This is a genomic window from Pseudomonas morbosilactucae, assembly GCF_023241665.1.
Taxonomy (GTDB): Bacteria; Pseudomonadota; Gammaproteobacteria; order Pseudomonadales; family Pseudomonadaceae; genus Aquipseudomonas; species Aquipseudomonas morbosilactucae.
Window position 1 is genome coordinate 272,534 of record NZ_JALQCX010000011.1, and the last position, 26,291, is coordinate 298,824.

General features: G+C 62.6%; 22 protein-coding genes and 4 pseudogenes. 6 read left to right on the top strand and 20 right to left on the bottom strand.

Translation table 11 applies throughout. The features are described from left to right. Positions 1 to 41: 41 nt before the first annotated feature. The 3 genes from M1B35_RS07850 to M1B35_RS07860 form a co-directional block, all read right to left on the bottom strand. Entirely contained in the window at positions 42 to 1,916 is a 1,875-nt protein-coding gene (locus M1B35_RS07850) for an MFS transporter (RefSeq protein WP_123328364.1), read from the bottom strand. Between the two features lie 82 nt (positions 1,917 to 1,998). Beyond that, positions 1,999 to 3,150, bottom strand: coding sequence for a TDT family transporter (locus tag M1B35_RS07855; protein ID WP_268261639.1), 1,152 nt, complete (start codon positions 3,148 to 3,150; stop codon positions 1,999 to 2,001). A gap of 109 nt (positions 3,151 to 3,259) precedes the next feature. Next, positions 3,260 to 3,571, bottom strand: a complete 312-nt coding sequence (locus M1B35_RS07860; RefSeq protein ID WP_268261640.1) for a cupin domain-containing protein — start codon at positions 3,569 to 3,571, stop codon at positions 3,260 to 3,262. Positions 3,572 to 3,771: 200 nt separating this feature from the next. Here M1B35_RS07860 and M1B35_RS07865 point away from each other — a divergent pair, with 200 nt between their 5' ends. Further along, the gene (locus M1B35_RS07865; protein WP_268261741.1) at positions 3,772 to 4,746 is read left to right on the top strand and encodes a GlxA family transcriptional regulator; all 975 of its coding nucleotides are present in this window, start codon (positions 3,772 to 3,774) and stop codon (positions 4,744 to 4,746) included. A gap of 10 nt (positions 4,747 to 4,756) precedes the next feature. On the opposite strand, the pseudogene M1B35_RS07870 reads toward M1B35_RS07865, so the two are convergent. Further along, positions 4,757 to 5,961 (bottom strand): annotated as a pseudogene (locus M1B35_RS07870) (MFS transporter). 92 nt (positions 5,962 to 6,053) lie between these two features. Here M1B35_RS07870 and M1B35_RS07875 point away from each other — a divergent pair. After that, the gene (locus M1B35_RS07875; RefSeq protein WP_123328369.1) at positions 6,054 to 6,599 is read left to right on the top strand and encodes a TetR/AcrR family transcriptional regulator; all 546 of its coding nucleotides are present in this window, start codon (positions 6,054 to 6,056) and stop codon (positions 6,597 to 6,599) included. A 149-nt stretch (positions 6,600 to 6,748) separates the two neighbouring features. Next, entirely contained in the window at positions 6,749 to 10,219 is a 3,471-nt protein-coding gene (locus M1B35_RS07880) for a hybrid sensor histidine kinase/response regulator (protein WP_123328370.1), read from the top strand. A gap of 17 nt (positions 10,220 to 10,236) precedes the next feature. Here the strand turns inward: M1B35_RS07880 and M1B35_RS07885 are convergent. The 3 genes and pseudogenes from M1B35_RS07885 to M1B35_RS07895 form a co-directional block, all read right to left on the bottom strand. Beyond that, positions 10,237 to 11,603, bottom strand: a pseudogene (locus M1B35_RS07885) (DNA recombination protein RmuC). A 175-nt stretch (positions 11,604 to 11,778) separates the two neighbouring features. Beyond that, complete coding sequence (locus M1B35_RS07890; protein WP_123328372.1) at positions 11,779 to 12,102, bottom strand: SEL1-like repeat protein; 324 nt, start codon at positions 12,100 to 12,102, stop codon at positions 11,779 to 11,781. Between the two features lie 302 nt (positions 12,103 to 12,404). Next, complete coding sequence (locus M1B35_RS07895; protein ID WP_123328373.1) at positions 12,405 to 12,713, bottom strand: hypothetical protein; 309 nt, start codon at positions 12,711 to 12,713, stop codon at positions 12,405 to 12,407. 323 nt (positions 12,714 to 13,036) lie between these two features. Between M1B35_RS07895 and M1B35_RS07900 the strand changes: the two genes are divergently transcribed. From M1B35_RS07900 to M1B35_RS07910, 3 genes and pseudogenes are all read left to right on the top strand, one after another. Beyond that, on the top strand, positions 13,037 to 13,261 hold the full coding sequence (locus tag M1B35_RS07900; protein ID WP_007898912.1) for a hypothetical protein: 225 nt from the start codon (positions 13,037 to 13,039) through the stop codon (positions 13,259 to 13,261). A gap of 276 nt (positions 13,262 to 13,537) precedes the next feature. Beyond that, a complete protein-coding gene (locus M1B35_RS07905) occupies positions 13,538 to 14,020 on the top strand; it encodes a hypothetical protein (protein WP_123328374.1) in 483 nt (160 codons plus the stop codon). Positions 14,021 to 14,162: 142 nt separating this feature from the next. After that, positions 14,163 to 15,448: pseudogene (locus tag M1B35_RS07910) on the top strand (OmpP1/FadL family transporter). 148 nt (positions 15,449 to 15,596) lie between these two features. On the opposite strand, the gene M1B35_RS07915 reads toward M1B35_RS07910, so the two are convergent. The 13 genes and pseudogenes from M1B35_RS07915 to M1B35_RS07975 all read right to left on the bottom strand — a co-directional run bounded on the left by M1B35_RS07915 (position 15,597) and on the right by M1B35_RS07975 (position 26,281). Further along, on the bottom strand, positions 15,597 to 16,148 hold the full coding sequence (locus M1B35_RS07915) for a glutathione peroxidase (protein WP_123328376.1): 552 nt from the start codon (positions 16,146 to 16,148) through the stop codon (positions 15,597 to 15,599). A gap of 55 nt (positions 16,149 to 16,203) precedes the next feature. After that, a complete protein-coding gene (locus tag M1B35_RS07920) occupies positions 16,204 to 16,326 on the bottom strand; it encodes a hypothetical protein (RefSeq protein WP_259740341.1) in 123 nt (40 codons plus the stop codon). Then, a complete protein-coding gene (locus M1B35_RS07925; protein ID WP_425273398.1) occupies positions 16,323 to 17,525 on the bottom strand; it encodes an MFS transporter in 1,203 nt (400 codons plus the stop codon). Before M1B35_RS07925 ends, M1B35_RS07920 begins: the two co-directional genes overlap by 4 nt. 52 nt (positions 17,526 to 17,577) lie before the next feature. Next, complete coding sequence (locus M1B35_RS07930) at positions 17,578 to 17,982, bottom strand: MarR family winged helix-turn-helix transcriptional regulator (protein ID WP_123328378.1); 405 nt, start codon at positions 17,980 to 17,982, stop codon at positions 17,578 to 17,580. Between the two features lie 64 nt (positions 17,983 to 18,046). Further along, positions 18,047 to 18,777: pseudogene (locus tag M1B35_RS07935) on the bottom strand (adenosylcobinamide-GDP ribazoletransferase). Positions 18,778 to 18,779: 2 nt separating this feature from the next. Then, on the bottom strand, positions 18,780 to 19,355 hold the full coding sequence (cobC, locus tag M1B35_RS07940) for an alpha-ribazole phosphatase family protein (protein WP_268261641.1): 576 nt from the start codon (positions 19,353 to 19,355) through the stop codon (positions 18,780 to 18,782). After that, positions 19,352 to 20,407 (bottom strand): nicotinate-nucleotide--dimethylbenzimidazole phosphoribosyltransferase, encoded by a 1,056-nt coding sequence (cobT, locus tag M1B35_RS07945; protein ID WP_268261642.1) that lies wholly within the window; start codon positions 20,405 to 20,407, stop codon positions 19,352 to 19,354. The genes cobC and cobT overlap by 4 nt, the downstream gene beginning before the upstream one ends. Then, a complete protein-coding gene (cobU, locus tag M1B35_RS07950) occupies positions 20,404 to 20,925 on the bottom strand; it encodes a bifunctional adenosylcobinamide kinase/adenosylcobinamide-phosphate guanylyltransferase (RefSeq protein ID WP_123328382.1) in 522 nt (173 codons plus the stop codon). The genes cobT and cobU overlap by 4 nt, the downstream gene beginning before the upstream one ends. Before the next feature lie 39 nt (positions 20,926 to 20,964). After that, a complete protein-coding gene (locus M1B35_RS07955) occupies positions 20,965 to 22,422 on the bottom strand; it encodes a cobyric acid synthase (protein WP_123328383.1) in 1,458 nt (485 codons plus the stop codon). After that, complete coding sequence (gene cobD / locus M1B35_RS07960; RefSeq protein ID WP_268261643.1) at positions 22,419 to 23,411, bottom strand: threonine-phosphate decarboxylase CobD; 993 nt, start codon at positions 23,409 to 23,411, stop codon at positions 22,419 to 22,421. Before cobD ends, M1B35_RS07955 begins: the two co-directional genes overlap by 4 nt. Then, complete coding sequence (gene cbiB / locus M1B35_RS07965) at positions 23,404 to 24,312, bottom strand: adenosylcobinamide-phosphate synthase CbiB (RefSeq protein WP_123328385.1); 909 nt, start codon at positions 24,310 to 24,312, stop codon at positions 23,404 to 23,406. Before cbiB ends, cobD begins: the two co-directional genes overlap by 8 nt. Continuing rightward, positions 24,309 to 24,959 (bottom strand): 5,6-dimethylbenzimidazole synthase, encoded by a 651-nt coding sequence (gene bluB / locus M1B35_RS07970; RefSeq protein WP_123328386.1) that lies wholly within the window; start codon positions 24,957 to 24,959, stop codon positions 24,309 to 24,311. Before bluB ends, cbiB begins: the two co-directional genes overlap by 4 nt. Next, positions 24,956 to 26,281 (bottom strand): cobyrinic acid a,c-diamide synthase CobB, encoded by a 1,326-nt coding sequence (locus M1B35_RS07975; protein ID WP_268261644.1) that lies wholly within the window; start codon positions 26,279 to 26,281, stop codon positions 24,956 to 24,958. Before M1B35_RS07975 ends, bluB begins: the two co-directional genes overlap by 4 nt. Positions 26,282 to 26,291 lie beyond the last annotated feature (10 nt).

Below are 26,291 nucleotides of genomic sequence, written 5' to 3' on the forward strand. Positions count from 1 at the left end.
CCCGCAATCTTGCGGGCGCTTTTGTATCCGTCACAAACAGCCTAGCGAGCCTTACCCCGCAACTCGCCCACCAGCGCTTGCAACTGCGCAGGTTCGGCCGCTTCCACAGCGACCGCAGGGCCGGCCACCAGGGTCACTCGCGACCAGATGCGATGGAACAGCCCCTTGGCCGGATCACGGCTGAAGAAACTGCCCCACAAACCTTGCAACGCCAGGGGAATCACCGGCACCGGTGTTTCCTGGAGGATCCGTGTCAACCCGCCCTTGAACTCATTGATCTCACCGTCCACGGTCAGCTTGCCTTCGGGGAAGATGCACACCAGTTCGCCGTCCTGCAGGTACTGGGCAATCCGCTGGAAGGCTTTTTCGTAGATCTGGATGTCTTCATGACGTCCGGCAATGGGAATGGTCCCGGCGGTGCGGAAGATGAAGTTCAGCACCGGCAGGTTGTAAATCTTGTAATACATCACGAAGCGAATCGGCCGACGCACCGCGCCACCGATCAGCAAGGCATCGACAAAGGACACGTGGTTGCACACCAGTAAGGCCGCACCTTCATCGGGAATCTGCTCCAGGTTGCGGTGCTCGACGCGGTACATGGAATGGCTGAGCAGCCAGATCATGAAGCGCATGCTGAACTCGGGCACGACCTTGAAGATGTAGACGTTGACCGCGATGTTGAGCAGCGACACCACCAGGAACAGATGGGGAATCGTCAGCTTGGCCATGCTCAGCAGGACGATCGAAACAATCGCCGAGACCACCATGAACAACGCATTGAGAATGTTGTTGGCGGCGATCACCCGGGCCCGCTCGTTCTCCGGGGTACGCGACTGAATCAGGGCATACAGCGGCACGATGTAGAAGCCGCCGAAAATCCCCAGCCCCAGCACATCGAACAGCACCCACCACGCATGGCCGAAGGTCAGCACCTGGAGCCAGCTATGGCCTTCGGCGCTGACCGGAATCCCCCCCGAATGCCACCACAGCAGGAGACCGAACACCGTCAGGCCGAATGAGCCAAACGGCACCAGGCCGATTTCTACTTTGCGCCCCGACAGCCGCTCGCACAGCATGGAGCCGGCGGCAATGCCCACCGAGAACACAGTCAGAATAAGGGTCACCACGGTCTCGTCGCCGTGCATCCACTCCTTGGCATAGGCCGGGATCTGGGTCAGGTAGATTGCCCCGACAAACCAGAACCAGGAGTTGCCGACAATCGAGCGCGACACCGCCGGGGTTTGCCCCAAGCCCAGGCGCAAGGTCGCCCAGGACTGGCTGAAGATGTTCCAGTTCAGGCGCATTTCCGGGGTCGCCGCCGCAGCTCGGGGGATGCTGCGGCTGGCCAGGTAGCCCAGCACAGCGACGCCGATAATGGCCGTGGAAACGATCGGCGCGTAGTGAGCCGAGGACATCATGATGCCCGCGCCGATGGTACCGGCCAGGATCGCCAGGAAGGTGCCCATTTCCACCAGACCATTGCCGCCTACCAACTCCTCTTCGTGCAAGGCCTGGGGCAGGATCGAATACTTGACCGGCCCGAACAGCGCCGAGTGGGTACCCATGGCAAACAACGCCACCAGCATCAGCGACAGGTGATCAAAGACGAACCCCACCGCGCCCACCGCCATGATCGCGATCTCGCCGAGCTTGATCAGGCGAATCAGCGCGTCCTTGGCGAACTTTTCGCCAAATTGCCCGGCCAGGGCCGAGAACAGGAAAAACGGCAGGATAAACAACAAGGCGCAGAGGTTGACCCAGATTGAACGGTCGCCTTCGATACTCAGCTTGTAGAGGATGGCGAGGATCAACGATTGCTTGAAGATGTTGTCGTTGAACGCACCAAGGGATTGGGTGATGAAAAACGGCAGGAAACGCCGCGTGCGAAGCAAGGTGAACTGCGAAGGGTGACTCATCTTCCATGTCCCTGAGTGGCGTGGATGCTGTAATTGGAATGTCGTTCGTCGATCCAGGCCACACCTTACCTACCTTTAACGATTATTTCCCTAACCCGGCAATGCACGGCGACACAAACAACTCGCCTTTATAGGCCCCTTGCAGAGTGCGCTTGGCCACCACCAGCCACAGCAGCCCCAGGGCCAGGACCAACACGCTGCCAAAGACACTGAAAAACATCAGGTGCAGGGTGCTGGCCAGTTTCAGCGTGGCCAGGGCGTAGACACCCAGGGGGAAGGTGAACCCCCACCAACCGAGGTTGAAGGGAATCCCGCCGCGCAGGTAACGCAAGGTGATCAGCACGGCGATCAACATCCACCACAAGCCGAAGCCCCATAGGGTGATACCGGCCACAAGGCCCAGCCCGGCGGCAATCTCGCCCACGCCCGGCAAGCCATTGGCGGCAAACACCTGGGGCGCGTCACTGCCCAGCAACAACATGCCCAGCGCCCCGGTACCGATCGGCCCCAGCGCCAGCCAACTCGAGGCCGCCATGTTTTCATGGGGCAACTTGTGCAGCGCCATGCGCAGCAAGAGGATGGTCAGGATGCTGAAAGCCACAGGCAGGGAAAAAGCCCACAACACGTAACTGGTGACCAACACTACGAACTGTGAATGAACGTCCGGCAAATGGGGCGCGAGCAATCCACCACTGGCTGCCGCCACCTCGGCGGCGACCACCGGCAACAGCCAGACGGCGGTCATCTGATCAATGCTGTGCTCCTGACGGGTGAACATCATGAACGGGATCAACACCCCACAGGCCACGGCCATTGCCACATCCAGCCACCAAAGCGCCTCCACCAGAGGGACTACGCCCTCCCCCCAGCGCGGCAACCCGAACAACAGAAAGCCATTGATGATGGTCGCCAGGCCCATGGGGATGGTGCCGAAGAACATCGAGACCGTGGAGTGGCCAAAAATCCGCCGTGCCTCATCAAAGAACAACAACCAACGGGCGCCATACAAAGTGGAAAACAGCAGGAACAGGGCCATCGTCAACCACCATAGCCCCTCGGCCAGCACCCGCAGGCCGGGAGCCTGCGAGGGCAATTGGACCAACGCCAAGGCCAGGACCCCGGTGCCCATGGTGGCAGCGAACCAGTTAGGGGTGAATTGGCGAATGGCTTCTCGCGGGTGCTGCAGATGGCTCAACGGCCGAAGGCCGGCGTTGACACGATTGGGGCAAGTCATGGTGCGTCTCCTGTCCTCGGAAGAGGTGGAGCCATCCTAGAACCGAATCGAATATCTATATAACGGGTAATTTCTCTAACTGTTATCTGTTTTACAGATATAACCCATCCTAGACGCTGCCTTCGGTCTCAATCACCAGGACCCGCGCTACGCCCTGGGGATAGGCCACATGCTCGGTGCCCGGCCCTGCGTAGAAAATATCCCCCACTTCCAGCCACTGCGCCTGCTCCCGGCCCTCTTGGCGATAGCGCATCTGCACTCGGCCATCGAGCACCACGAACACTTCCTGGCCATCGTTGATGTGCCATTGGTAGGGCTCGTCGGTCCAGTGCAGGCGCGTGCTGATGCCGTTGATGCTGGCTATATCCAGGGCCGCCCAGGCCCGCTCCCCCGTGAACTCCCGACTGCGAATCACCTTCATGCCCCACCTCCAGCCAACCATCGTGAGGGTGCGATCCAGGGGGGTGACAAAGGAAGACAGACAGCGGCCTGCATGGTGAGTACCCGATAGAAGTCAGCGAGTGCTCAGGGTGATCGTGGCAAAGGATTTTAATAAGTGGCCCGATAGACATTCTTCGATAGAATCAGGCCAATTCATTGACCCGCCCCCCGTCCCTGCCCATGACCACCGCCCCCGCCGATTCTCTTATCCGCGTCGCCGTGATTGCCTTCAACGGCATCAGCCCGTTTCACCTTTCAGTGCCTACCCTGGTCTTCGACGAACAGCATCAAGGCGCCGACATGCCGCGCTTCCAGCTCCGAGTGTGCGGCTTTGAATCTGGACCACTGCACACCAGCGCCGGCTTCGACATCCAGGTTCACCATGGCCTGGAGCAACTGCAGGACGCCGACGTGGTGATCATGCCCTCCTGGCGTGACACCCTGGAGCGACCGCCCCAGCCATTGCTCGACGCCCTTTGCGCCGCCCACCGTCGCGGTGCACGCCTGGTGGGGTTGTGCCTAGGGGCGTTTGTGTTGGCGGAAACCGGGCTGCTCGATGGTTGCCAGGCCACCACCCATTGGAACTGGGCCCAGGCCTTTGCCGCGAAGTACCCCAAGGTGCTGCTGGACGCCGAGGTGCTGTATGCCGAATCCGGCACTCTGCTGACCTCCGCCGGCACTGCGGCCGGGCTGGATTGCTGCCTGTACTTGATGCAGCAACTATGCGGCGCGCACAGCACCCACAAAGTCGCGCGTCGCCTGGTGATCGCGCCCCATCGCAGCGGCGGGCAAGCACAATTTATCGAACGTCCGATCCCCGCGAGTGGCGAGCAGGACCGCATGGGGCAATTACTGCAATGGCTGGGGCAGCATTTCACCCAGCCTCACTCGCTGGACGCCCTGGCCCAGCGGGTGGCCATGAGCCGACGTTCATTCACCCGACACTTTCGCCAGCTCACCGGCACCACCGTGGGCCAATGGTTGCTTGGCCAGCGCCTGAGCCATGCCCAGCGCTTGCTGGAAAGCAGCCAGCAAAGCATCGACGCGATTGCGCTGGCCTCGGGTTTTGGCAGCGCCCTGTCGCTGCGCCAGCATTTCAACGCTGCCTTGCGACTTTCCCCTTCAGCCTACCGGGCACAGTTTCAGGGCCGCTGAGCCTTATTGCTCAACCACCAGCCGCCTCGCAAACCTTGGCCGGGCGTTGGCGCAACAGCCCCAGCAAGGCCCCCAGGGACAACACCAGCAACACGGCGCCATAACCATAGGTGGTAGCAATCAGGCCAAAGCTGCGGGTCAGGCTGCCCGCCAGCAGCGCCGGCAAGCAGAACGCCAGGTAACTCAAGACATAAAAGGCCGACATCAGGCCGGCGCGCTCATGGGGCAAGGCCAGGGGCACCACACTGCGCAAGGCGCCAAGAAACCCCGCGCCAAAACCACTGCCCAGCACCAGGGTGCCAAAGAAAAACACCGGCAGACTGGCGCTTTGCACGGCCCCCAGGATCAGCAGCACACCCAAGGCCAACAGGCCGGCACCGAGGCGCAACACCTGATCAGCCGGGCGATGGCGCAAGGAAAAAATCATCAATGCCCCGCTCAGGGTCAGCACTGCCACCAACGCCCCGCCGATCAGGTTAGAAGTGGAGCCGGTGGCCGCCCGCACCAGGGACGGCGCAAGGGACAGGTAAAAACCACCCACGGCCCAGACCGCCACATCCACCGGCAAGGCCAGCCACAAAGCACGACGCGCTTGCCGCGGCACATGCAGCGTGGGCCGCAAAGAGGCCCACGCACCGGGTTGCGGGCTGACACTTTCCGGCAGGCGCCAGACGTACAGCGCCTGGGCCACAAACAGACCGAGCAGCAGCCAATAGCTCAGTTGCAACGGCAGCGGCGCAAACTCCACCAGCACGCTGGCGCCCAAAGCACCCACGGCCATGCCCAGCAACGGCGCAATACTGTTGATCAGCGGCCCCTGCCGACGATCGCTGTCGAGCAAGGCGCCCCCAGGACACTGGTGGCCATGCCCGTGGCGAACCCTTGCATGATTCGCGCAGCCAGCAACCAGGCCACGCTGGCCTGATGGATAAACAGCAGCATGGCCAGGATGTTCAGGAGCAAGGCGACAAAGATCACCGGCCGCCGCCCCAGGTAATCCGACAGCGAGCCCACCGTCAGCAAGGCAGCCAGCAGGCTGATGGCGTAGACGCCGAAGATCAGGGTCAAGGTCGCAGAGGAGAACTGCAGGTGCTCTTGATACAGGTGATACAGCGGTGTAGGCGCGCTGGACGCCGCGAGAAAACTGAGCAAGGTGATGGCCAGAAACACCAGGCTGTGGCGCCCGGGCTGGGGAATATCGGTAGGACTGGGCATGGGCACGCTCCGCTAAAGCTAATATTTTGCTTTTGCGGAGTCTGCTACTGCCCTGTGCTTAAAGCAAATTCTTTGTGTTAAGGTTCGGCCCCATGGCGATTAAAGAAGGTTTACGCCCTGGCGGCCGCAGCGCCCGGGTCCAGGAATCCATCCACGCGGCAGTCCTTGAACTCCTCGATGAGCAGGAGCGCTCGACCCTGACCGTTCCCCAGATCGCCACCCGTGCCGGCGTGACCCCCTCGACCATTTATCGACGCTGGGGCGACCTCTCCGCGCTGCTGGCCGATGTGGCCCTGGCGCGCATGCGCCCAGACAGCGAGCCGGCCGATACCGGCAGCCTGCGGGGCGACCTGCAAGCCTGGGCCGAGCAATACCTGGATGAAATGAGCTCCGAACCCGGGCGCAACATGATGCGCGACGTGCAATGCAGCGCCACGCCCGGCTACTGCGTAAGTATTCTCAGCGCGCAACTGAACATCATCCTCGAACGCTATCAAGGCTCGGCACCGGGCCTGCCCTCAGTCGACCGCCTGCTGAACCTGCTGGTGGCACCCACGGTGTTTCGCATCCTGTTCGCCAGCACCCCGCTGGAACTGCAGGAACTGCACGCCCTGATCGAACTGGCGCTGGCCGAATAAATACCCGGTAAAACCAAGCTCTGCAGGGCGTTTTTGAGCCTGCGACACCTGGCCACGCAATACCTTGGTCGACACTGACGCCGCCCACGCATCGTGCCAGACTGTCGCACCGGGCTGCCGCGCCCGGACGTCTTCTGTTCGGAGCTACCATGTCGTTGTCCAGCGGGCTGATCGCCGCCGTTGCCCTGGCCTATATGGCCATCATGTTCGCCATCGCCTTCTACGGTGACCGTCGCAGTGCGCCCTTGCCGCCTCGGGTACGCGCTTGGGTCTACAGCCTATCCCTGGCCGTCTATTGCACCAGCTGGACCTTCTTTGGCGCAGTCGGCCAGGCCGCCGAACAGCTCTGGGCCTTCCTCCCCATCTACCTGGGCCCGATCCTGCTGCTGGTGTTCGCGCCGTGGGTCCTGCAGAAGATGGTGATGATCAGCAAACAGGAGAACATCACCTCCATCGCCGACTTCATTGCCGCCCGCTATGGCAAATCCCAATCCCTGGCAGTGGTGGTGGCGCTGATCTGCCTGGTGGGGGTGCTGCCGTACATTGCCCTGCAACTCAAGGGCATCGTGCTCGGGGTCAACCTGCTGATCGGGGCAGGCGCCGACGCCATGGGCACCCGCGCCCAGGACACGGCACTGATCGTCTCGCTGATCCTGGCGCTGTTCACCATTGTCTTCGGCACCCGCAACCTCGACGCTACCGAACACCACCGCGGCATGGTGCTGGCCATTGCCTTTGAATCCCTGGTCAAGCTGTTCGCCTTTCTCGCCGTCGGCGCCTTTGTCACCTACGGCCTGTACGACGGCTTCGACGACCTCTTCAGCCAGGCCATGCTCGCCCCGCGCCTGGAGCAATACTGGAAGGAAACCATCAACTGGCCCTCCATGGTGGTGCAAACCGGGGTGGCGATGATGGCGATCATCTGCCTGCCCCGGCAATTTCACGTCACCGTGGTCGAAAACATCGAACCCCAGGACCTGCGCCTGGCCAAGTGGGTGTTCCCCGCTTACCTGGCCCTGGCCGCGCTGTTTGTGGTGCCGATTGCCCTGGCCGGGCAAATGCTCCTGCCCAGCAGTGTGCTGCCGGACTCGTTCGTCATCAGCCTGCCCCTGGCCCAGGCGCATCCAGCCCTGGCCTTGCTGGCATTTATCGGCGGCGCCTCGGCCGCTACCGGCATGGTGATCGTGGCCAGCGTGGCGCTGTCGACCATGGTGTCCAACGACATGCTGCTGCCTTGGCTGCTGCGGCGCAAAAACGCCGAGCGCCCGTTCGAAGTCTTCCGCCACTGGATGCTCTCGGTGCGTCGGGTCAGCATCGTGGTGATTCTGTTGCTGGCCTACGTCAGCTATCGCCTGCTGGGTTCCACCGCCAGCCTGGCCACCATCGGCCAGATCGCCTTTGCCGCCGTGACCCAACTGGCACCGGCCATGCTCGGTGCGCTGTACTGGAAGCAGGCCAACCGCCGCGGCGTCTTCGCCGGCCTGGCGACCGGTACTTTTCTCTGGTTCTACACCCTGGTCCTGCCGATTGCCGCCCACAGCCTGGGTTGGTCCCTGGACAGCTTCCCGGGCCTGGCCTGGCTCCACGGCAACCCCCTAAACCTGCCCATTACCCCACTGACCCAGGGCGTGGTGTTGTCCCTAGCGGGTAACTTCACCCTGTTCGCCTGGGTCTCGGTGCTCTCGCGAACCCGAGTCTCTGAGCACTGGCAGGCCGGTCGATTCATCGGTCAGGAAATCAGCGGCCGCCCCAACTCCCGCTCGATGCTGGCGGTGCAGATCGACGATCTGCTGCAGCTCGCTGCGCGCTTCGTCGGCGAAGAACGGGCGCGCCAGAGTTTCATCCGCTTCGCCTACCGCCAAGGCAAGGGCTTCAACCCGAACCAGAACGCCGACGGCGAGTGGATCGCCCACACCGAACGGCTGCTGGCCGGCGTGCTCGGCGCCTCCTCGACCCGCGCCGTGGTCAAGGCCGCCATCGAAGGCCGGGAGATGCAGCTCGAAGATGTGGTGCGCATCGCCGACGAAGCCTCGGAAGTCCTGCAATTCAATCGTGCCCTGCTGCAAGGGGCGATTGAAAACATTACCCAAGGCATCAGCGTGGTCGATCAGTCGCTGAAACTGGTGGCCTGGAACCGCCGCTACCTGGAGCTCTTCAATTACCCCGAAGGCCTGATCAGCGTCGGTCGGCCCATCGCCGACATCATTCGCTACAACGCCGAGCGCGGCCTCTGCGGCCCAGGCGAAGCCGAGGTCCACGTGGCCCGGCGCCTGCACTGGATGCGCCAAGGGCGGGCCCACACCTCCGAGCGTCTGTTTCCCAATGGCCGCGTTATCGAACTGATCGGCAATCCCATGCCTGGCGGCGGTTTTGTCATGAGTTTCACCGACATCACCCCGTTCCGAGAGGCCGAACAAGCCCTTACCGAAGCCAATGAAGGCCTGGAACAACGGGTGGCCGAACGCACCCATGAACTGTCCCAACTCAATGCCGCCCTGACCGACGCCAAGGGCACTGCCGAGGCGGCGAACCAGTCCAAGACCCGCTTCCTCGCGGCGGTCAGCCATGACCTGATGCAACCCTTGAACGCCGCCCGGCTGTTTTCCGCCGCCCTCTCCCATCAGGATGACGGCCTGTCGGCGGAAGCCCAGCAACTGGTGCACCACCTGGACAGTTCCCTGCGCTCGGCCGAGGACTTGATCAGCGACCTGCTGGACATCTCGCGCCTGGAGAACGGCAAGATCACCCCGGAGCGCAAACCCTTTGTACTCAACGACCTGTTCGACACCCTGGGCGCCGAGTTCAAGGCCCAGGCCCAGGAGCAAGGCCTGAAATTCCGCCTGCGGGGCAGCCGCCTACGGATCGACAGCGACATCAAGCTGCTGCGGCGGATCCTGCAGAACTTCCTCACCAACGCCTTCCGCTACGCCAAGGGCCCCGTGCTGCTGGGGGTTCGTCGTCGTGGCGAAGAGTTGTGCCTGGAAGTCTGGGACCGTGGACCGGGGATACCCCTGGATAAACAGCAGGTGATCTTTGAAGAGTTCAAGCGCCTCGACAGCCACCAGACCCGTGCCGAAAAAGGCCTGGGGCTCGGCCTGGCGATCGCTGACGGCCTGTGCCGTGTACTCGGCCACGGGCTGCAAGTGCGCTCATGGCCTGGCCAGGGCAGTGTGTTCAGTGTCTGCGTGCCTCTGGCGCTCAATCCCGACGCAGCACCGGGCAAAGCAGTCCAGCCCAAGGGACAGACGCTCAACGGCGGCCAGGTGCTGTGTGTGGATAACGAAGACAGCATCCTGATCGGCATGAACAGTTTGCTCACCCGCTGGGGCTGCCAAGTGTGGACCGCGCGCAATCGCGAAGAGTGTGCCGCGATCCTCAGCCAAGGCGTTCGCCCGCAACTGGCCCTGGTGGATTACCACTTGGACGACGGCGAGACCGGCACCCAGATCATGGCCTGGCTACGCACCCAACTCGGGGAGCCGGTTCCCGGCGTGGTCATCAGCGCCGATGGGCATCCGGAAACCGTGGCTCAAGTGCACGCGGCGGGCCTCGACTACCTGGCCAAACCGGTGAAGCCGGCGGCCTTGCGGGCGCTGTTGAGCCGTCATCTGCCGCTCTGAGGGTTTACGCTGCCGGCTTACTCCGGCAGTTCGAGCTCGCGCCCATCGGCATCGGTCATGGCCCGTTCCAGCAGGTCGGCGGGCAAGCTTTTGCTCGCACGGGCGCCCAGCAACTTGAGCTGTTCACTGCGACTGACGAGATTGCCGCGGCCTTCGGTCAGTTTATTTCGTGCGGAGCTGTATGCCTTATCCAGTTGCTGCAGTCGATTGCCGACCTCATCCAGGTCCTGGATAAACAGCACGAACTTGTCGTACAGCCAGCCGGCACGCTCGGCGATCTCCCGCGCGTTCTGACTTTGCCGCTCCTGCTTCCACAGGCTGTCGATCACTCGCAAAGTCGCCAACAAGGTCGTTGGGCTGACAATCACGATGTGCCGATCGAACGCTTCCTGAAACAGATTCGGCTCGGCCTGCAGCGCCGCCGAAAACGCCGCCTCGATGGGCACGAACAGCAGCACGAAATCCAGGCTGTGCAAGCCTTCCAGACGCTTGTAGTCCTTGCCCGACAAGCCCTTCACGTGATTGCGCAACGACAGCACGTGCTGTTTCAGGGCCGCCTGGGAAACCGCCGGATCATCGGCACTGACGTATTGCTGATAGGCCGTCAGGCTGACTTTGGAGTCCACCACCACCTGCTTGTCACCGGGCAACATGATCAGCACGTCCGGCTGGAAGCGCTCGCCATCCGGGCCTTTGAGGCTGACCTGGGTCTGGTACTCACGGCCCTTCTCCAGACCGGCGTGCTCCAGCACCCGCTCCAGGATCAACTCGCCCCAGTTGCCTTGAGTCTTCTGCCCTTTCAGGGCGCGGGTGAGGTTGGTCGCCTCGTCGCTCAGCCGCAGGTTCAACTGCTGCAGGCGCTCCAGTTCCTTGGCCAGGGAAAAACGCTCCCGGGCCTCGGACTGGTAGCTTTCCTCGACTCGTTTTTCAAAGGACTGGATGCGTTCCTTGAGCGGGTCCAGCAATTGTCCCAGGCGCTGCTGGCTGGTTTCGGCGAAACGCTGCTCGCGCTCATCGAAAATCTTGCCAGCCAATTCAGCGAACTGGGCACGCAGCTCGTCCCGTGAGCCTTGCAGGTCAGTCAAACGTTGCTGGTGGCTGTCCTGCTGCTCGCGCAATTCGGCACTGAGCGCCGCGCCTGGGCATCCAGGCGCCGCAGCTCAGCCTCTTTGCTGGCACGTTCGAGGTTCCAGGCATGAGCGGCATCGCGGGCATTGTCGCGGTCGATCTGCAGCAGTTCGACTTCACGGCGGATCGCGGCCAGGTCGGCTTGCTTCAAGGTGTTGGCCTGGCTCAGGTCACTGACTTCGTCACGGCAGGCATCCAACTGCGCTGCCAGCCCTTCCTGAGCCAGAAGCGCCGTGGCCAGACGCTCTTCCAGCAGCGACAACTCGGTTTGGCGAGAACTCACTCGGCGTTGCAGTTGCCAGGCCAGCATCAACAAGGGCAGCGCTGCCCCAGCCAGACCGAGCAAGATGCTGGTCAAGTCCATAGCCATAGCGACTCCCGCCCGTGAAATGAGGTGTGAAGGTTAACCAAGCCGTCCCGCCTTGGACAGCTCAGTCTTCGAGCTGGCCCAGCTCGCGTTGGGCACGTCGATCACCCGCTCGGGCAGCCTGGCGCAACAAGTCATGACCAATCCGGCGGTCCCGGGCATTGCCGCATTCGCGACACATCAACTGGCCCAAACGGCTTTGCGCCGCGACCACCCCTTCCCGCGCCGGCTGCTTGAGCAGGCGACCGGCAAAATGCTTGATATTGGGGTTTTCACCCAGGCGCGGGCTGTCGAGCAGCCACATAGCCACACGCATGGAAAAACGCTTGGGTTCGGTAACACTGGACGGCGTTGCGGTAACAGATGGTGATACTGAGCGAAACTTCATAAAGCACTGTGGGGCAGATCGGAAGGCGCGCCACTCTACTCCTTTTTTCGCTGGGGTAAAGTCAGAAAAAGCCGGTACGCCCGTGCTAGAGCAAGCGCTCGGGACAATCCACAGAAGCTGTGGATAACTCAGTGGACAACCCCTCCACAACGCCCTCAAAGCCCCAAGATACGGGGCCCCCAGTCAAACTGACGATTTTTTCACCAGTAAAAAAAACCGATGTTTTTCATTGACTTAAATTTTCAGCGCAGGCAATGGAGGGAACCGGATACGCGAGGGCGACCCGGTCACTGGCAGCGCAACTAATGTGCACAAGTGGCATTCCAGCCGTTATAGGGGCGCATTTTTTTGCCCAATTTGTGGAGAACAACGGTGACAACCTCCATGCGGATCGACACCCTAAGGCCAGCCTGGCTTTCGCACATCTGCACGAGAAAATTCCTGATCGGCTGCTCAAAAAAATACTTTTGCATCAGGCCTTCCCATCCAGGATTCGATCCGTTATCATCCGCCCCGTTTGTACCAAGCTGAAAAGTCAATTCTGGTCGAAAAAGTCCCCCGATACCCTTCCCGACAACGCGGAACGGCATCGACAACAAGGGATCGACCACCTCGATGGTTTCCAGGTAAAACTTACGCAGACGCCACCTTGAGCAATTCTCAAGAGCCGTCGCCAAGTCTTTTTTACTCTGACCTAACCAACCTGCAAATTGATCAGGATCTTCACCTGGGGCCCAGAACCTTTGCCCCCGTCGTGCTGCCTGCCCTCCTAAGTACCTACCTGCCAGCCTTAGCGCACACTTATTAACGCGCTTGCCACTGGCTGCTTTGTTCCAGTCGGGTTCTTCGTCAGACCAATGGTGGTCGACGTTACTGGAACGTTTTAACGTTGCACGGTTCTTAACCGTGTCATTTGTAGGAACACCTAATAACTATGTCGACTCAAATCCACACTCAGGATGCCATTCGCACCCTCACCAACGCTTTTGCTCCAATGAACTGCCTGATCATGGCCGCTCGCAAAGGCTGCTTCAGCTTCACCCTGGTCAACGAACACGGTATCGCCCGTCACAGCGAACGCCTGTACCCCGACCAGTATTCCAGCGCCGAACCGCTGCAAGCGGTCATCGAGCGTACGCGTCAGGCACTGGTTGCCTAACACGCCAGAACGCTGAACCCCCTCAAAGCCTCGCCTGAACAGCGGGGCTTTTTCTTGCCCGAATTTCGCGCATGCAAAGGCAAATGAACAACACCAACGGCTATAAGCCTTATAACAAGAAGACGGAAATATTTTAAAAACAGACCTTTACATCAAAGATATGACACTACACTTCAACTCAGGCGGCACACACCGCTTCCGGCGAGCCTGACCCGACTCACAGCTGCCAAGCCCCCCCCCAGACCTCGCCGGTCACTTTCACGCTTCGAGGGCTTTATGGGTATCGCCGCCAGCGAACTGTGCCGCTATGTCATCCGCCCGACGCTGATTTACCTGGGCAGCCACAGCAAAACCGCTGAAAGCTTATTGCTGGGCATCGCCGCCAGCCAATCCGCACTGGGCTCCGCCCTGCATGATCGACGTGGCCATGGCCTGTATCGCATCGCCGAACTGCGCCACCAAGCCCTCTGGGATCATTACCTGGCCCTGGACCCCGAGCGCGCCAGCCTGGTACGCGGGCTGGCCAGCCAGCATGCGTTCCTCAACGGGCCCCACCTGGAACTTACTGTCAACCTGCGTTACGCCACCGCCATCGCCTGGCTATTGATCGAAGAACAGCACACTCCGCTCCCGGCCGCCGACGATTTGATCGGTATGGCCCGCATCTGGAGGAAGACCTTTCAACCACAAGGACGTCTCAGGGACTTCACCTGTGCCTGGCAAACCTGTGTCTCGCCGCCAAGCCAACTCGCCTGCTGATCGACCTTTTTAAAATCGGTGAAAAATCGCCAATTTGGTCGGATTGTCCTACAAAACCGCTCTAAATCAACTGTTTCCGCCTATAGCGCTGAGATCAAAATGTTGGTAATTTTCGCCCCGGTGATCACCAGGAGTTCTAATAATGAAAAAAGTAATGCTCAAATCCACCATCAGTCTCGCCGTTGCCCTGGCCTCCAGCCAACTCTTCGCGAGCGCTTTGCCCTCAACGAACAAAGCATCAGCGGGATGGGTACTGGTTTCGCAGGTCGCTCTTCCTCTGCCGATGATGCAAGCACCGTGTTTGGCAACCCGGCCGGTATGTCGCGCCTGAAACGCCAACAAGTGACTGGCGGCCTGGCGGCAATCGACGCCTCCACCGACATCAATGATGCCAGCGGCAGCCAATCGGGGACCAACAAAGGCGACATGGTGCCGTTCACCGCCGTACCCATGGGTTACTACGTCAAGCCAATCGACGACCATTGGGCTTTCGGCCTAGGTGTTTACGCACCGTTCGGCCTGGTGACCAACTACGAAAGCAACTTCCAGGGCCGTAACTTCGGCAGCAAGAGCGAAGTTAAAGTCGTGACCTTCCAACCGACCGTCAGTTACGCCTTCAACGACAAGGTCTCGGTAGGTTTTGGCCCGACCATCAACCGTCTTTCCGGGACCCTGGAATCGGCCTTGACCACACCTGCCTCGCCCAACGACGGTAACGTGAAGATCAAGGGTGACGACATCGGTTACGGCTTCAACGTCGGCGTTCTGGTGCAAGCCACCGACACCACTCGCGTCGGCCTGACCTACCACTCCAAGGTCAACTACAAGCTGGAAGGCCACACCGAGGTCACCGCAGGCGCGGGCACCAACCCATTGCTCCTGAGAAGCAACCGCTACGACGCTTCGCTGAAAATCGAAACCCCGGAATCCTATGACCTCTCGGTCACCCAGGACCTGAACGATGCCTGGAAACTCTATGCCGGTACCACCTGGACCCGCTGGAGCCGACTGAAAGAAATCACCGTCAACAACGAAGGTGTCAGCGCCACCACCGGCGGCGGCCTCGCCCCCATTCTTGGGCTGGACAGCATCACCGAAGAACAGAACTGGCACGACACCTGGGCGTACGCCATTGGTACTTCCTACCAGTTGAACAAGCAGTGGGTACTGCGTACCGGCCTGACCTTCGACCAGGCGCCGACCAACAACACCGATCGTTCGCCGCGCATTCCTACCGGTGACCGCACGATCTTCAGCCTGGGCGCCGGCTGGAGCCCAACCGATGACCTGACCATCGACGTGGCCTATTCCTACCTCAAGGAAGAAAAGGTCAAGGTTGGCGGCAGCAACGAGCTCAACCAAAACTACAGCTCCGAGTACAAAAACAGCGCCAATGGTTTTGGCGTAGGGGCCACCTACCGCTTCTAACGTGGAGGGTGAGCGCTGCTCGCCAGCCAAATGAAAAAGCCCCGCATCCTTGGATGCGGGGCTTTTTTTGTTGGTTGTCGGCTGAGGGCGTCATTGAGGAAGGCGTCGCCGGCAAGCCGACGCCTACAAAAGGCCTGTGCTGGCGAGCTTAGGGTTGTGAAGCCAGGGCTTTTTCCACGGCTTCAATCAATGCGGGGTCATCGGGCTTGGTCAGGCTTGAGAAACTGGCAATCACCTTGCCCTGACGATCCACCACGTATTTGTAAAAATTCCACTTCGGTGCGCTGCTCTGCTGGGCCAAGACCTTGAACAGGTGAACCGCGTCATCACCCTTGACCTTTTGCGGCTCGGTCATGGTGAAGGTCACACCGTAATTGACGTAGCAGACCTTGGCTGTCTCCTCGCCATCCTTGGACTCTTGCTTGAAGTCATTGGAGGGCACGCCCAACACCTCCAGCCCCTGGCCCTTGTAACGCTGGTACAGCGCCTCAAGGCCTTTGAATTGAGGGGCAAAGCCGCAAAAGCTCGCGGTATTGACCACCACCAGCGGCTTACCCGCAAACTGCTGGCACAAGTCAATGGACTCTTTTGACCGCAGCTTTTGCACAGAGCCTTGCAGCACCGAGGGGCATTCCGCCGCCCAGGTCGAAGTCGCAAACGCAACCAGCACAGTCGGAACAACAAACCAGCGCATCACCATGTCCAGTGTCCTTGAAGGATCGTCAAAGGATGACGTTACTCGCCCCCTCGCCGGTCTAGCAAGCGCCCATGCCCAACTGCATCAGCGCCAACCCACCGCGCTGCCAGCCCCACCAGGCCAGCCACAGCAGCGCCATGACCGCTGCCAGGGCGATGCCGCAGAACAAGCTGCGCCTCACGCCGCGCTCACTTGCAGGCGCGCCACCGGACGCTCGCGCACCGGCCAGTTGAGGGCTGCCGCCAGCAGACTCAGAAGAATCGCCACCTGCCATATCAGGTCGTAACTCCCGGTGCGGTCATACACCACGCCACCGAGCCAGCCACCCAGAAACGAACCCAGTTGATGGAACAGAAAGACAATGCCACCGAGCATGGACAGGTTACGTACACCGAACAGGGTGGCCACCGTGCCATTGGTCAGGGGCACGGTGGACAGCCAGAGAAATCCCATGGCCATGCCGAACAGGTAAGCGCTGGTCTGAGTCACTGGCAACCAGAGGAACAAGCCGATCACCACGGCGCGCAGCAAGTACAGGCCGGTCAGCAGGCGCGGCTTGGACATGCGCCCGCCCAGCCAGCCGGCGGTGTAGGTGCCGAAGATATTGAACAAACCGATCAGCGCCAGCACCGTGGTGCCCACTGTGGCCGGCAAATGCTGATCCACCAGATAGGCCGGCAGGTGCACGCCAATAAACACCACCTGGAAGCCACAGACAAAAAAGCCGAAGGCCAGCAGCCAGAACCCCGAATGGGAACAAGCCTCACGCAGCGCCTGAGAGAGGCTCTGCTCATGCCCAAGGACCGGCAATGGCTTGTCCTTGAGCATGCTCACCAGCGGCACGATCAACGCCACCAACAGGCCCAGGACCAACAACGCGCTCGACCAACCGAGCCAGCCGATCAAACCCAGGGTGCCTGGCAACATCGCGAACTGGCCAAAAGACCCCGCGGCGCTGGCAATACCCATGCCCATGCTGCGTTTCTCGGCCGGCACCGCGCGCCCCACCACCCCGAGAATCACCGAGAACGAGGTCCCGGACAGGCCGATGCCAATCAACAGGCCCGCACTCAGGGACAGGGACAACGGCGAGTCGGCCAAGCCCATGAACAACAGGCCGACGGCATAGAGCACACCGCCCACCAACACCACTTTGGCCGCCCCGAAGCGGTCGGCCAGGGCGCCGGTAAAGGGTTGGGCCAGGCCCCAAATCAGGTTTTGCAGGGCGATGGCGAAGGCAAAGACTTCACGCCCCCAGCCAAACTGAGCGCTCATCGGTGGCAGGAACAAACCAAACCCGTGCCTAACCCCCAGGGACAGGGCCAGGATCAACGCACTGCCGAGCAGAACCCAGCCACTGGTACGCCACATCGATGTCATTCTTATTCTCCGCTTGCGGGTATATACCCGCTTATAGGCAAACGCAGGGGCGTCAAGCCAGTTCGTTAAGCAAGGCCAACAGGGCCTCGCGTTTTTCCACACCCAGGCGCTCAACCAGGCGCTCCTGGGCCGCCTCCCAAGCCGGCAAGGCGGCCTGTAGCCGCTCCTCGCCCGCAGCCGTGAGGCGGACAATACGATTACGCTGGTCCTCTCCCTCGGCCAGGGTCAGCAAACCTTCGCCCTCCAACACCCGCAAGTTGCGCCCGAGGGTGCTGCGGTCCAGGCCCATGGCTTCCGCCAGGCTGGAGATGCTCGGCTCCTGCAATCGCTGCAGATTGCACAGCAAGGAATATTGAGCGACGTTGATCCCGAAGCCGTCGAGGGCGCCGTCGTAGTGCCTGCTGACACCCCGGGCGGCGCGACGCAGGTTGATGCACAAACATTGGGAAGGAAGCATGGTGCGTGTATATACCCGCGATTAACGGAAAGCAAGATTTTTCAGGGTCACGAGCACCGCGTAATTACAGCAGCGCCAGCCCCACCAATACCGCCACCTCAAGCAATTCCAGCAAGGCTCCTGCGGTGTCCCCCGTGGTGCCCGCCAGGCGTTGCATCATCAGCCAGCGCAGCCAGCCGAACAACGCCAGGGCCAGGGCCAGGGCAAACAGCCCCGGGTAACCGGCAATCAGCACACAGGCCAGACCACTGAGCAACAGCACCTGGCGACCAGCACGGCGCGGCAAGTGATCCGCCAAAGCCTGCCCCAAGCCACCAGAGCGCACGTACGGCGTAGTCAAAAACAACCCGAGCAAGGCACTGCGACCGAGCAGCGGCGCCAACAACAAGGCCTCAGCGTGTTGCCCCTCGATCAGGGCCACCAGCGCCGTGAACTTGAGCAGCAGCACCAGCACCAACGTAATCACGGCAATCGGGCCGCTGCGCGGGTCCTTCATGATGCTCAAGGTACGCTCACGATCACCGAAACCGCCCAGCCAGGCGTCAGCGCTGTCCGCCAACCCATCCAGATGCAACCCGCCGCTGAGCCAGACCCAGGCAGCGAGCAACAGCGCCGCATGCAGCAACACCGGAGCTCCAGCCAGCAAGGCGTTCAAGGCCCACAACAGCGCGCCAAACAGCAGCCCCACCAACGGATAGAACAGCAAGGAGCGCCCCAGTTCCTGAGGCTCGGCATGCCCGGCAAGCGAATGGGCAGGCTGCTGAGAAACTGCAGGGCAATCCAGAAAGGCAACATGCTCAGACGTCCTCGCTCACCAACCCATCGGCACCAACGCGCAACGAGAACAGCGCGCCGTGAGCGACCTCGACATTCAGCAATTGCTCCCGAGGCAAGCCCCGGGCCCGGGCCAGCAACAGGCGCATCACCCCGCCATGGCTGACCAGCAAGACCCGCTCGCCCGCGTAGGCCAGCCGCAAGCGCTCGACCGCCGCCAGCACCCGCTCGGAGAAAGCCAGCACCGGCTCACCTTGAGGCGGCGTGAAGCCATAGGGATCGGCCCAGAACCGGCCCAGCGCCTCTGCATCGGTGTCCATCAAGGACGCCGCACTTTGCCCCTCCCAGACGCCGAAATGCAGTTCCTGCAGGCCCGGTTCCAGGGTCACTGGCAAACCGAGACGCCCCCCCAATTCATCGGCGAAACGCGCACAGCGTTGCAGCGGCGAACTCACCAAGCGATCCCAGGGACCCTGGCCCTCGACGGTGTCGCGCATCTGCGCCCAGCCCTTGGCGGTCAGCGCATCGTCCAGGCTGCCACGCAAGCCGCCACCCAGTTCGGTCTCACCATGGCGCAACAGGTCGAGAATCAAGGTCATGCCGGACGATCGGCCACAGCCGCCTCGGCGAAGGTCGCCATCTGCCCGTGCAGGTCGCAGGCCAGACGCAGCAACGGCACCGCCAACGCCGCGCCGCTGCCCTCGCCCAGGCGCAACCCCAGATCCAGCAACGGCTGAGCCTCAAGGGTCTGCAGCACATGCCGGTGGCCCGGCTCTGCGCCACGGTGCCCGAACAGCAGCCAAGGGCGGCAAGCCGGATTCAAGCGCACGGCGACCAACGCCGCGACGCTGCAGATAAAGCCATCCACCAGCACCGCGATGCCCTCCTGGGCACAGGCCAGATACGCCCCTACCAACGCCGCGACTTCAAAGCCGCCGAGGTTGAACAAGGTCTGCAGGACGTCACCCCGCTGAGCCGCGTGCACCGCTAACGCACGCTCGATCACCTGGGCCTTGTGGTTGACCCCGGCGGCATTCAGGCCAGTACCCGGCCCCGCCAGTTGCGCCACCGGAATGTCCAGCAACGCGCAGGCAATGGCGCTGGCCGCCGTGGTGTTGCCGATGCCCATCTCTCCGCCGATAAACAACTGGGCACCGACGGCCTGGGCCCGACGCGCACTATCACGCCCAGCCTGCAGGGCCAGTTCGCCCTGAGCCTGAGTCATGGCCGGCCCTTGGGTGAAATTGGCCGTGCCGGCCCCCAGGTTCAGGTGCCGAACCCCTGGCAGATTCAAGTCAGGGGTCACCGTCCCCAGGTCGACCACCTCCAACTGCGCACCCAACTGCCGCGCCAGAACGCTGATGGCCGCGCCGCCGCTGACAAAGTTCAACAGCATCTGCCCGGTGACCGCTTGCGGATAGGCCGACACCCCTTCCGCCACCACCCCGTGATCGCCGGCAAAGATGGCGATCCACAGCTGCTCCAGGCTCGGCTTCAGCCGCCCCTGCAAGCCGGCCAGTTGCACCGCCAGGTGCTCCAGCTGCCCGAGGGAACCGGCCGGCTTGGTCAGTTGCTGCTGACGGGCTTCGGCTTGCTCAAGGACCTGGATATCCACGGCCTTGCACGGTTCCAGCCACCAGGAGTGATTCATAACGCAGTTCCTTTCAAAGTCAGGGGCAGGCCGGCCACCGTCAGCACCACTCGCTGACAACGCTCGGCCAGGGCTTGATGCAACCAACCGGCTTCATCGACATAGCGGCGAGTCAATTCGCCCAGCGGCACGACACCCATTCCGGTCTCGTTGCTGACAACAATAATTTCACCCGGCAGTTCAGCCAGGCCGTGCAGCAACGCGTCACGCTCGGCGGCCAGTCGCTGCGGGTCTTCGAGCATCAGCAGGTTGGTCAGCCATAGGGTCAGGCAGTCCACCAGCAGGCACTGATCGGGCCGAGCCGCTTCTTGCAGCACCCGCGCCAGGGCCAGGGGTTCTTCGATCAGGGCCCAGTCCGCCGGACGACGCTGGCGATGCTGGCGAACACGCTCACTCATCTCGCCATCCAGCGGCTGGCTGGTGGCGATGTAGGTCACCGCCAAGCCCGTGCCCTGGGCCAGTTGTTCAGCCAGGCGACTTTTGCCGGAACGGGCACCGCCGAGGATCAGTTGCAGCATGCTGGGACACCTATGAAATGAAAAAGAAGCGCCGCTCTACTAAGCCGGGAGCCCACAGAGTTCGCGCAAATAGCGGGTATCCAGGTGCTGCTCCACCAGGTCCGCCAGGCGCTCGATATCGCGCTCACGCAAGCCGTGGTAGTCAACCGTTTGCACCTCGGCCAGGCCGGCCCAACGCAACAGTGCGCTGCTGGCCGCCGGGGACTCGAACAGCCCATGCAGGTAGGTGCCGAAGATCTGCCCGTCGACGCTCTGGGCACCGTCGCAACGACCGTCGTCCAGGTGCACGGCGGCTCGCTCCAGGGCCGGCCCACGGGTGACCCCGGCATGAATTTCATAGCCGCTGACCTCGGCGCTCTCCAGGCCCAGGCGTCCGCGAACGTTGCGCAGTTGCTTCTCTTCTTCGAGCACCGTTTCAAAGTCCAGCAGGCCCAGACCGGCACTGGAACCGGCCGCCCCTTCCAGGCCCAGCGGGTCATGCACCTGCTGGCCCAGCATCTGCAAGCCGCCGCAGATTCCCAGCACTTTGCCGCCGTAGCGCAGGTGCCGGGCAATCGCCGTCTCCCAGCCATTGGCGCGCAGGTAGGCCAGATCGCCACGCACGCTCTTGGAGCCGGGGAGAATGATCAGGTCTGCGGGAGGGATGTCCTGGCCGGGGCCGACGAATTGCAAATCCACCTGAGGGTGCAGGCGCAGCGGATCGAAGTCGGTGTGATTGCTGATGCGCGGCAGCACGGGCACCACCACCTTCAATACCTGCTCGACCTTGTCGGCCTGGCGCTGGTCGATGCCGTCCTCGGCTTCCAGGTGCAGGTCCAGCACGTAGGGCAGTACGCCGATCACCGGTTTGCCGGTCCTGGCTTCCAGCCAATCCAGCCCCGGTTGCAGTAAAGCAATATCGCCACGGAAGCGGTTGATGATGAAACCTTTGACCCGCGCCTGCTCGCTGGGCGAAAGCAACTCCAGGGTGCCGACCAAGTGGGCGAACACACCGCCGCGATTGATATCGGCGATCAGCAGCACCGGGCAATCCACCGCCTCGGCAAAGCCCATGTTGGCAATATCGCCGGCCCGCAGGTTGATCTCCGCCGGCGAGCCGGCGCCTTCGACCATCACCACCGGATAGGTCGCGCTCAGGCGCTGGTGAGAGGCCAGCACAGCCTGCATGGCGATGGCTTTGTAGTCGTGATAGGCCACCGCATTCATGCTGGTGACGGCACGCCCGTGAATGATCACCTGGGCCCCGGTATCGCTGTTAGGTTTGAGCAGCACCGGATTCATGTCGGTGTGGGGCTCAAGGAAAGACGCCTGAGCCTGCACCGCCTGGGCCCGGCCGATCTCGCCGCCATCGGCAGTGACCGCACTGTTGAGGGCCATGTTCTGCGGTTTGAACGGCACCACCGCCACGCCCTGGCGTACCAGCCAGCGACACAGGGCCGTCACCAATGTGCTTTTACCGGCATCCGAGGTGGTGCCCTGGACCATCAATGTGCTCATGGATGCTCCTTGGAATAGGCTTGCAGCCCCTGTTCAAGACGCGCCCAATCGGCTTCGTCGGCCGGCAGGCCAAAGCGCAGGCTGCTGTTGTGCACGAACAGGCGCAAGAGGATGCCGCGCTGCGCCAAAAATTCGTGCAAGCGCTCGGCGTCGGCGTGGATCAGCCACTGAAACAAGGCGCAGCCGCCATGGGGTTTCAAGCCGTTCTGCGCCAGCATCTGGGCCAGGCGTAGGCTCGCCTCTTCAGTGCGCAGGCGTTGGCGTCGCTGCCCTTCGGTGTCGCGCAGGCAGGCCTGGCCCAGTACCCGAGTCGGCCCGCTGACCGCCCAAGGCCCGACCTGTTCGGCCAGCAACCGGAGCAGCTTGCGTTCCGCGAGGACAAACCCCAGGCGCACCCCGGCCAGACCGAAGAACTTGCCAAAGGAGCGCAACACAATCAGCCCCACCTGCTGGGTATGGGCCGCCAGGCTCAGGTGCGGGGTGTTATCCATAAAGGCCTCGTCCACCACCAGCCAGCCGCCGCGCTGGGCCAGGCGTGCGTGCCAGTCCAGCAGGCGCTGCGGCGACAGGCTCAGCCCCGTGGGGTTGTTCGGGTTGACCACCACCAACACGTCCAGGCTGTCGAGGAAAAAGTCCACTTCCTGTTCCAGCACTTCGCGCACGATGTAACCGCTGCGCCGCCAGGCTTCGGCATGCTCGGCATAACAAGGCGACAGCACGCCAACCTTGCCCGGCCGCCGCAGGCGCGGCAGCAGTTGAATCGCCGCCTGGGAGCCCGCCACCGGCAACACCTGGCTCACGCCGTAATAGGCGCACGCGGCCTGCTCCAGGCCGTCATCGGTTTCCGGCAGGCGAGCCCAGGCGCGCAGGGGAATGTCCGGCACTGCAAAGGGCCAGGGCGCGAGGCCGCTGGACAGGTCCAGCCAGGCCTCCTCGGCAATACCGTATTGCTGCGCCGCCTGGCGCAACCGGCCGCCATGCTCAAGCATAGAATTCCGCCCCCACGCAGAGGATCAACAACCACAACCAGACCCCGCGCTGCACCAGTTGCCAACCACGCTCGATGGCATCGGCGTCCGCCACGGCCCCCTCACCCAGCGTCGGCCGCTGATGCAGCTCACCGTGGTAGGTGGCCGCGCCGCCCAGCTCAACCCCCAGGGCACCGGCGCCGGCGGCCATAACCGGACCGGCGTTGGGGCTGTCCCAGGTCGGCCCCTGGCGTCGCCAGCAACTCAAGGCCAGGCGAGTCTTGCCCAGCAACGCGTAGGTCAGGGCCACCAAACGCGCCGGAATGTAGTTGAGCAGGTCATCGATCTTGGCCGCCGCCCAGCCGAAACGCTCAAAGCGTTCATTGCGATAGCCCCACATCGCATCCAGGGTATTGCTCAACCGGTACAACACCACCCCTGGCGCACCGGCTACGGCAAACCAGAACAGCGCCGCGAACACCGCATCGCTGCCATTTTCCAGCACCGATTCGGTGGCGGCACGGGCCACGTCGGTGGCGTCCAGTTCGCTCGTTTCCCGGCTGACCAGATAACCGACCCGCTGCCGCGCCGTCTCCAGGTCACCACCGCGCAAGGCCTGGGCCACCGGCTGCACGTGTTCACCCAGGCTGCGCAGGCCAAGGGCGCAATACAGCGCCAGGATTTCCACCAGCCAGCCGATATAGGGCAGCCAGGACAGCGCCGTGGCCAGCAAGGTCAGGGGCAATACCGCCAACACCCAGGCGGTCACGCCATGGCTGCGCCAGCCGCGGCCACCTGAGTTGAAACGTTGCTCGATACGATCGGCCAACGCGCCGAACGCCACCAGCGGATGCCAGCGCTTGGGTTCGCCCAGCAGCGCATCCAGCGCGACCCCGGCGACACTCAGCAACGCCACACTCATTGACCCACTCCCCAGTAATTCTCAAACAACAGTTCATTCAGCGGACGCGGTTGCGCCCAGCCTTCCAGCACCAGCATGGGCGCCGGATAAAATTCGCTTACTGGCCCCAGGCACAACACCGCCAGCGGCTTGGCCCCCGGGGGCAGGCCCAACAGGTCCGCCAGGGCTTGCGGTTCGAATAGCGATACCCAGCCCATGCCCAGGCCCTCGGCGCGGGCCGCCAGCCACAGGTTCTGGATCGCGCATGACAGCGACGCCAGGTCCATTTCCGGCAAGGTACGGCGGCCGAAGATATGCCGCTCACGGTCATCCATCAACGCCGCAACCAGCACCTCGGCGCAGTCATTGATGCCTTCGACCTTGAGCTTCATAAACTCGTCTGAGCGTTCGCCCAAGGCTTCGGCGGTGCGCACCCGCTCCTCCTCCACCAGTTGCTGGACCTGGCCGCGCAACCCGCGATCGCTGATGCGGATAAAACGCCAGGGTTGCATCAAGCCGACGCTGGGCGCCTGATGCGCTGCTTCCAGCAGGCGCCGCAACAACTCCGGCTCGACGCCACCACCGGTGAAATGACGCATGTCGCGGCGCTCGGCGATGGCGCGATACACCGCCTCACGCTCTGCCTCGGAAAAAGCCAGCTCAGTCACTCGCCACGCCCTCGGCTGACAAGGGCGTCAGGCGCCAGCAAGGCCGCCACCGCAGCCGGATTGGAGGGAAAGTAGAAATGCACGTAGGAAGCCGTCATCCGACCGTCGCGATACACCGCTTCCGCGCCGCGCCCGCCATTGGGGCTCAGGCCACGGGCGATGGGCACCTGCTCGGTGGTGGTCAGCGAATGGTGATAGGTGTGCCCGCGCAATGCGCCTTCCGGCAGCTCGACCGCCTGCAGGGCCAGGGCCGCCAGACGCTTTTGCATCACCGCGTCACCCGGCAGCAACCCCAGCAATTCGGCACGCTGGCCCTCGACATCAGTCAAGGAGTCCAGCAGGTACAACATGCCGCCGCACTCTGCGAGCAAGGGTTTGCCCGCTTCGTGGTGGGCGCGGATGGCCGTCAGCATCGAGGCATTGGCCGCTAGCGCTTGATGATGCAACTCCGGGTAACCCCCCGGCAGGTACAGGCTGTCGGCTTCGGGCAGGTGGTGGTCGTGGATCGGCGAGAAAAACGCCAGTTCAGCCCCCATCGCCCGCAGCAGGTCCAGGCTGGCGCCGTAGGTAAAGGCGAAAGCCTCGTCACGGGCGACGGCGATCCGCACCCCCTCCAGCAACGGCTCGGCTGGCTGCACCTGGGGCGCGGCAAAGGCCACGGCCGGCGGCAGGGCCACTTCGCAACTGCTGGCCAGGGCTTGCGCCGCGGCGTCCAAACGCACGTCCAGATCATTCAGCTCGCTGGCCTGCACCAGGCCCAGATGCCGGCTCGGCAATTCGATCCCGATCTCCCGGGACAACGCGCCATACCAACGCAGCCCTTCGGTCAAGCTGCCTTCGAGCAACTGCGCGTGACGCAGGGTGCCGACCCGGTTGGCCAGCACTCCGGCAAACGGCAAATCGGGCTGATAACGGGCCAACCCCAACGCCAGGGCACCGAACGTCTGGGCCATGGCCGTGCCATCGATCACCCCCAGCACCGGCACGCCAAAGTGCCGGGCCAGATCGGCGCTGGACGGCGTACCGTCGAACAGCCCCATGACCCCTTCGATCAGGATCAGATCGGCCTCGCCCGCGGCGTCCCACAACAGACGCCGGCTCTCCTGCTCGCCGACCATCCACATGTCCAGCTGATAAACCGGTGCGCCACTGGCGCGCTCAAGGATCATCGGGTCAAGAAAGTCCGGGCCGCACTTGAACACCCGCACCTTGCGCCCTTGGTTACGGTGCAAGCGCGCCAGGGCAGCGGTCACGGTGGTCTTGCCCTGGCCGGAGGCCGGTGCGGCGATCAACACCGCCGGGCAATGACGAACTTCACTCATGCTGGGACGC

What these genes read in the sequence shown, in the direction of transcription:
- M1B35_RS07850 (WP_123328364.1), bottom strand. Translation starts at nt 1,916, where the DNA reads ATGAGTCACCCTTCGCAGTTCACCTTGCTTCGCACGCGGCGTTTCCTG.
- M1B35_RS07855 (WP_268261639.1), bottom strand. Translation starts at nt 3,150, where the DNA reads ATGACTTGCCCCAATCGTGTCAACGCCGGCCTTCGGCCGTTGAGCCAT.
- M1B35_RS07860 (WP_268261640.1), bottom strand. Translation starts at nt 3,571, where the DNA reads ATGAAGGTGATTCGCAGTCGGGAGTTCACGGGGGAGCGGGCCTGGGCG.
- M1B35_RS07865 (WP_268261741.1), top strand. Translation starts at nt 3,772, where the DNA reads ATGACCACCGCCCCCGCCGATTCTCTTATCCGCGTCGCCGTGATTGCC.
- M1B35_RS07875 (WP_123328369.1), top strand. Translation starts at nt 6,054, where the DNA reads ATGGCGATTAAAGAAGGTTTACGCCCTGGCGGCCGCAGCGCCCGGGTC.
- M1B35_RS07880 (WP_123328370.1), top strand. Translation starts at nt 6,749, where the DNA reads ATGTCGTTGTCCAGCGGGCTGATCGCCGCCGTTGCCCTGGCCTATATG.
- M1B35_RS07890 (WP_123328372.1), bottom strand. Translation starts at nt 12,102, where the DNA reads ATGAAGTTTCGCTCAGTATCACCATCTGTTACCGCAACGCCGTCCAGT.
- M1B35_RS07900 (WP_007898912.1), top strand. Translation starts at nt 13,037, where the DNA reads ATGTCGACTCAAATCCACACTCAGGATGCCATTCGCACCCTCACCAAC.
- M1B35_RS07905 (WP_123328374.1), top strand. Translation starts at nt 13,538, where the DNA reads ATGGGTATCGCCGCCAGCGAACTGTGCCGCTATGTCATCCGCCCGACG.
- M1B35_RS07915 (WP_123328376.1), bottom strand. Translation starts at nt 16,148, where the DNA reads ATGGTGATGCGCTGGTTTGTTGTTCCGACTGTGCTGGTTGCGTTTGCG.
- M1B35_RS07925 (WP_425273398.1), bottom strand. Translation starts at nt 17,525, where the DNA reads ATGACATCGATGTGGCGTACCAGTGGCTGGGTTCTGCTCGGCAGTGCG.
- M1B35_RS07930 (WP_123328378.1), bottom strand. Translation starts at nt 17,982, where the DNA reads ATGCTTCCTTCCCAATGTTTGTGCATCAACCTGCGTCGCGCCGCCCGG.
- cobC (WP_268261641.1), bottom strand. Translation starts at nt 19,355, where the DNA reads ATGACCTTGATTCTCGACCTGTTGCGCCATGGTGAGACCGAACTGGGT.
- cobT (WP_268261642.1), bottom strand. Translation starts at nt 20,407, where the DNA reads ATGAATCACTCCTGGTGGCTGGAACCGTGCAAGGCCGTGGATATCCAG.
- cobU (WP_123328382.1), bottom strand. Translation starts at nt 20,925, where the DNA reads ATGCTGCAACTGATCCTCGGCGGTGCCCGTTCCGGCAAAAGTCGCCTG.
- M1B35_RS07955 (WP_123328383.1), bottom strand. Translation starts at nt 22,422, where the DNA reads ATGAGCACATTGATGGTCCAGGGCACCACCTCGGATGCCGGTAAAAGC.
- cobD (WP_268261643.1), bottom strand. Translation starts at nt 23,411, where the DNA reads ATGCTTGAGCATGGCGGCCGGTTGCGCCAGGCGGCGCAGCAATACGGT.
- cbiB (WP_123328385.1), bottom strand. Translation starts at nt 24,312, where the DNA reads ATGAGTGTGGCGTTGCTGAGTGTCGCCGGGGTCGCGCTGGATGCGCTG.
- M1B35_RS07975 (WP_268261644.1), bottom strand. Translation starts at nt 26,281, where the DNA reads ATGAGTGAAGTTCGTCATTGCCCGGCGGTGTTGATCGCCGCACCGGCC.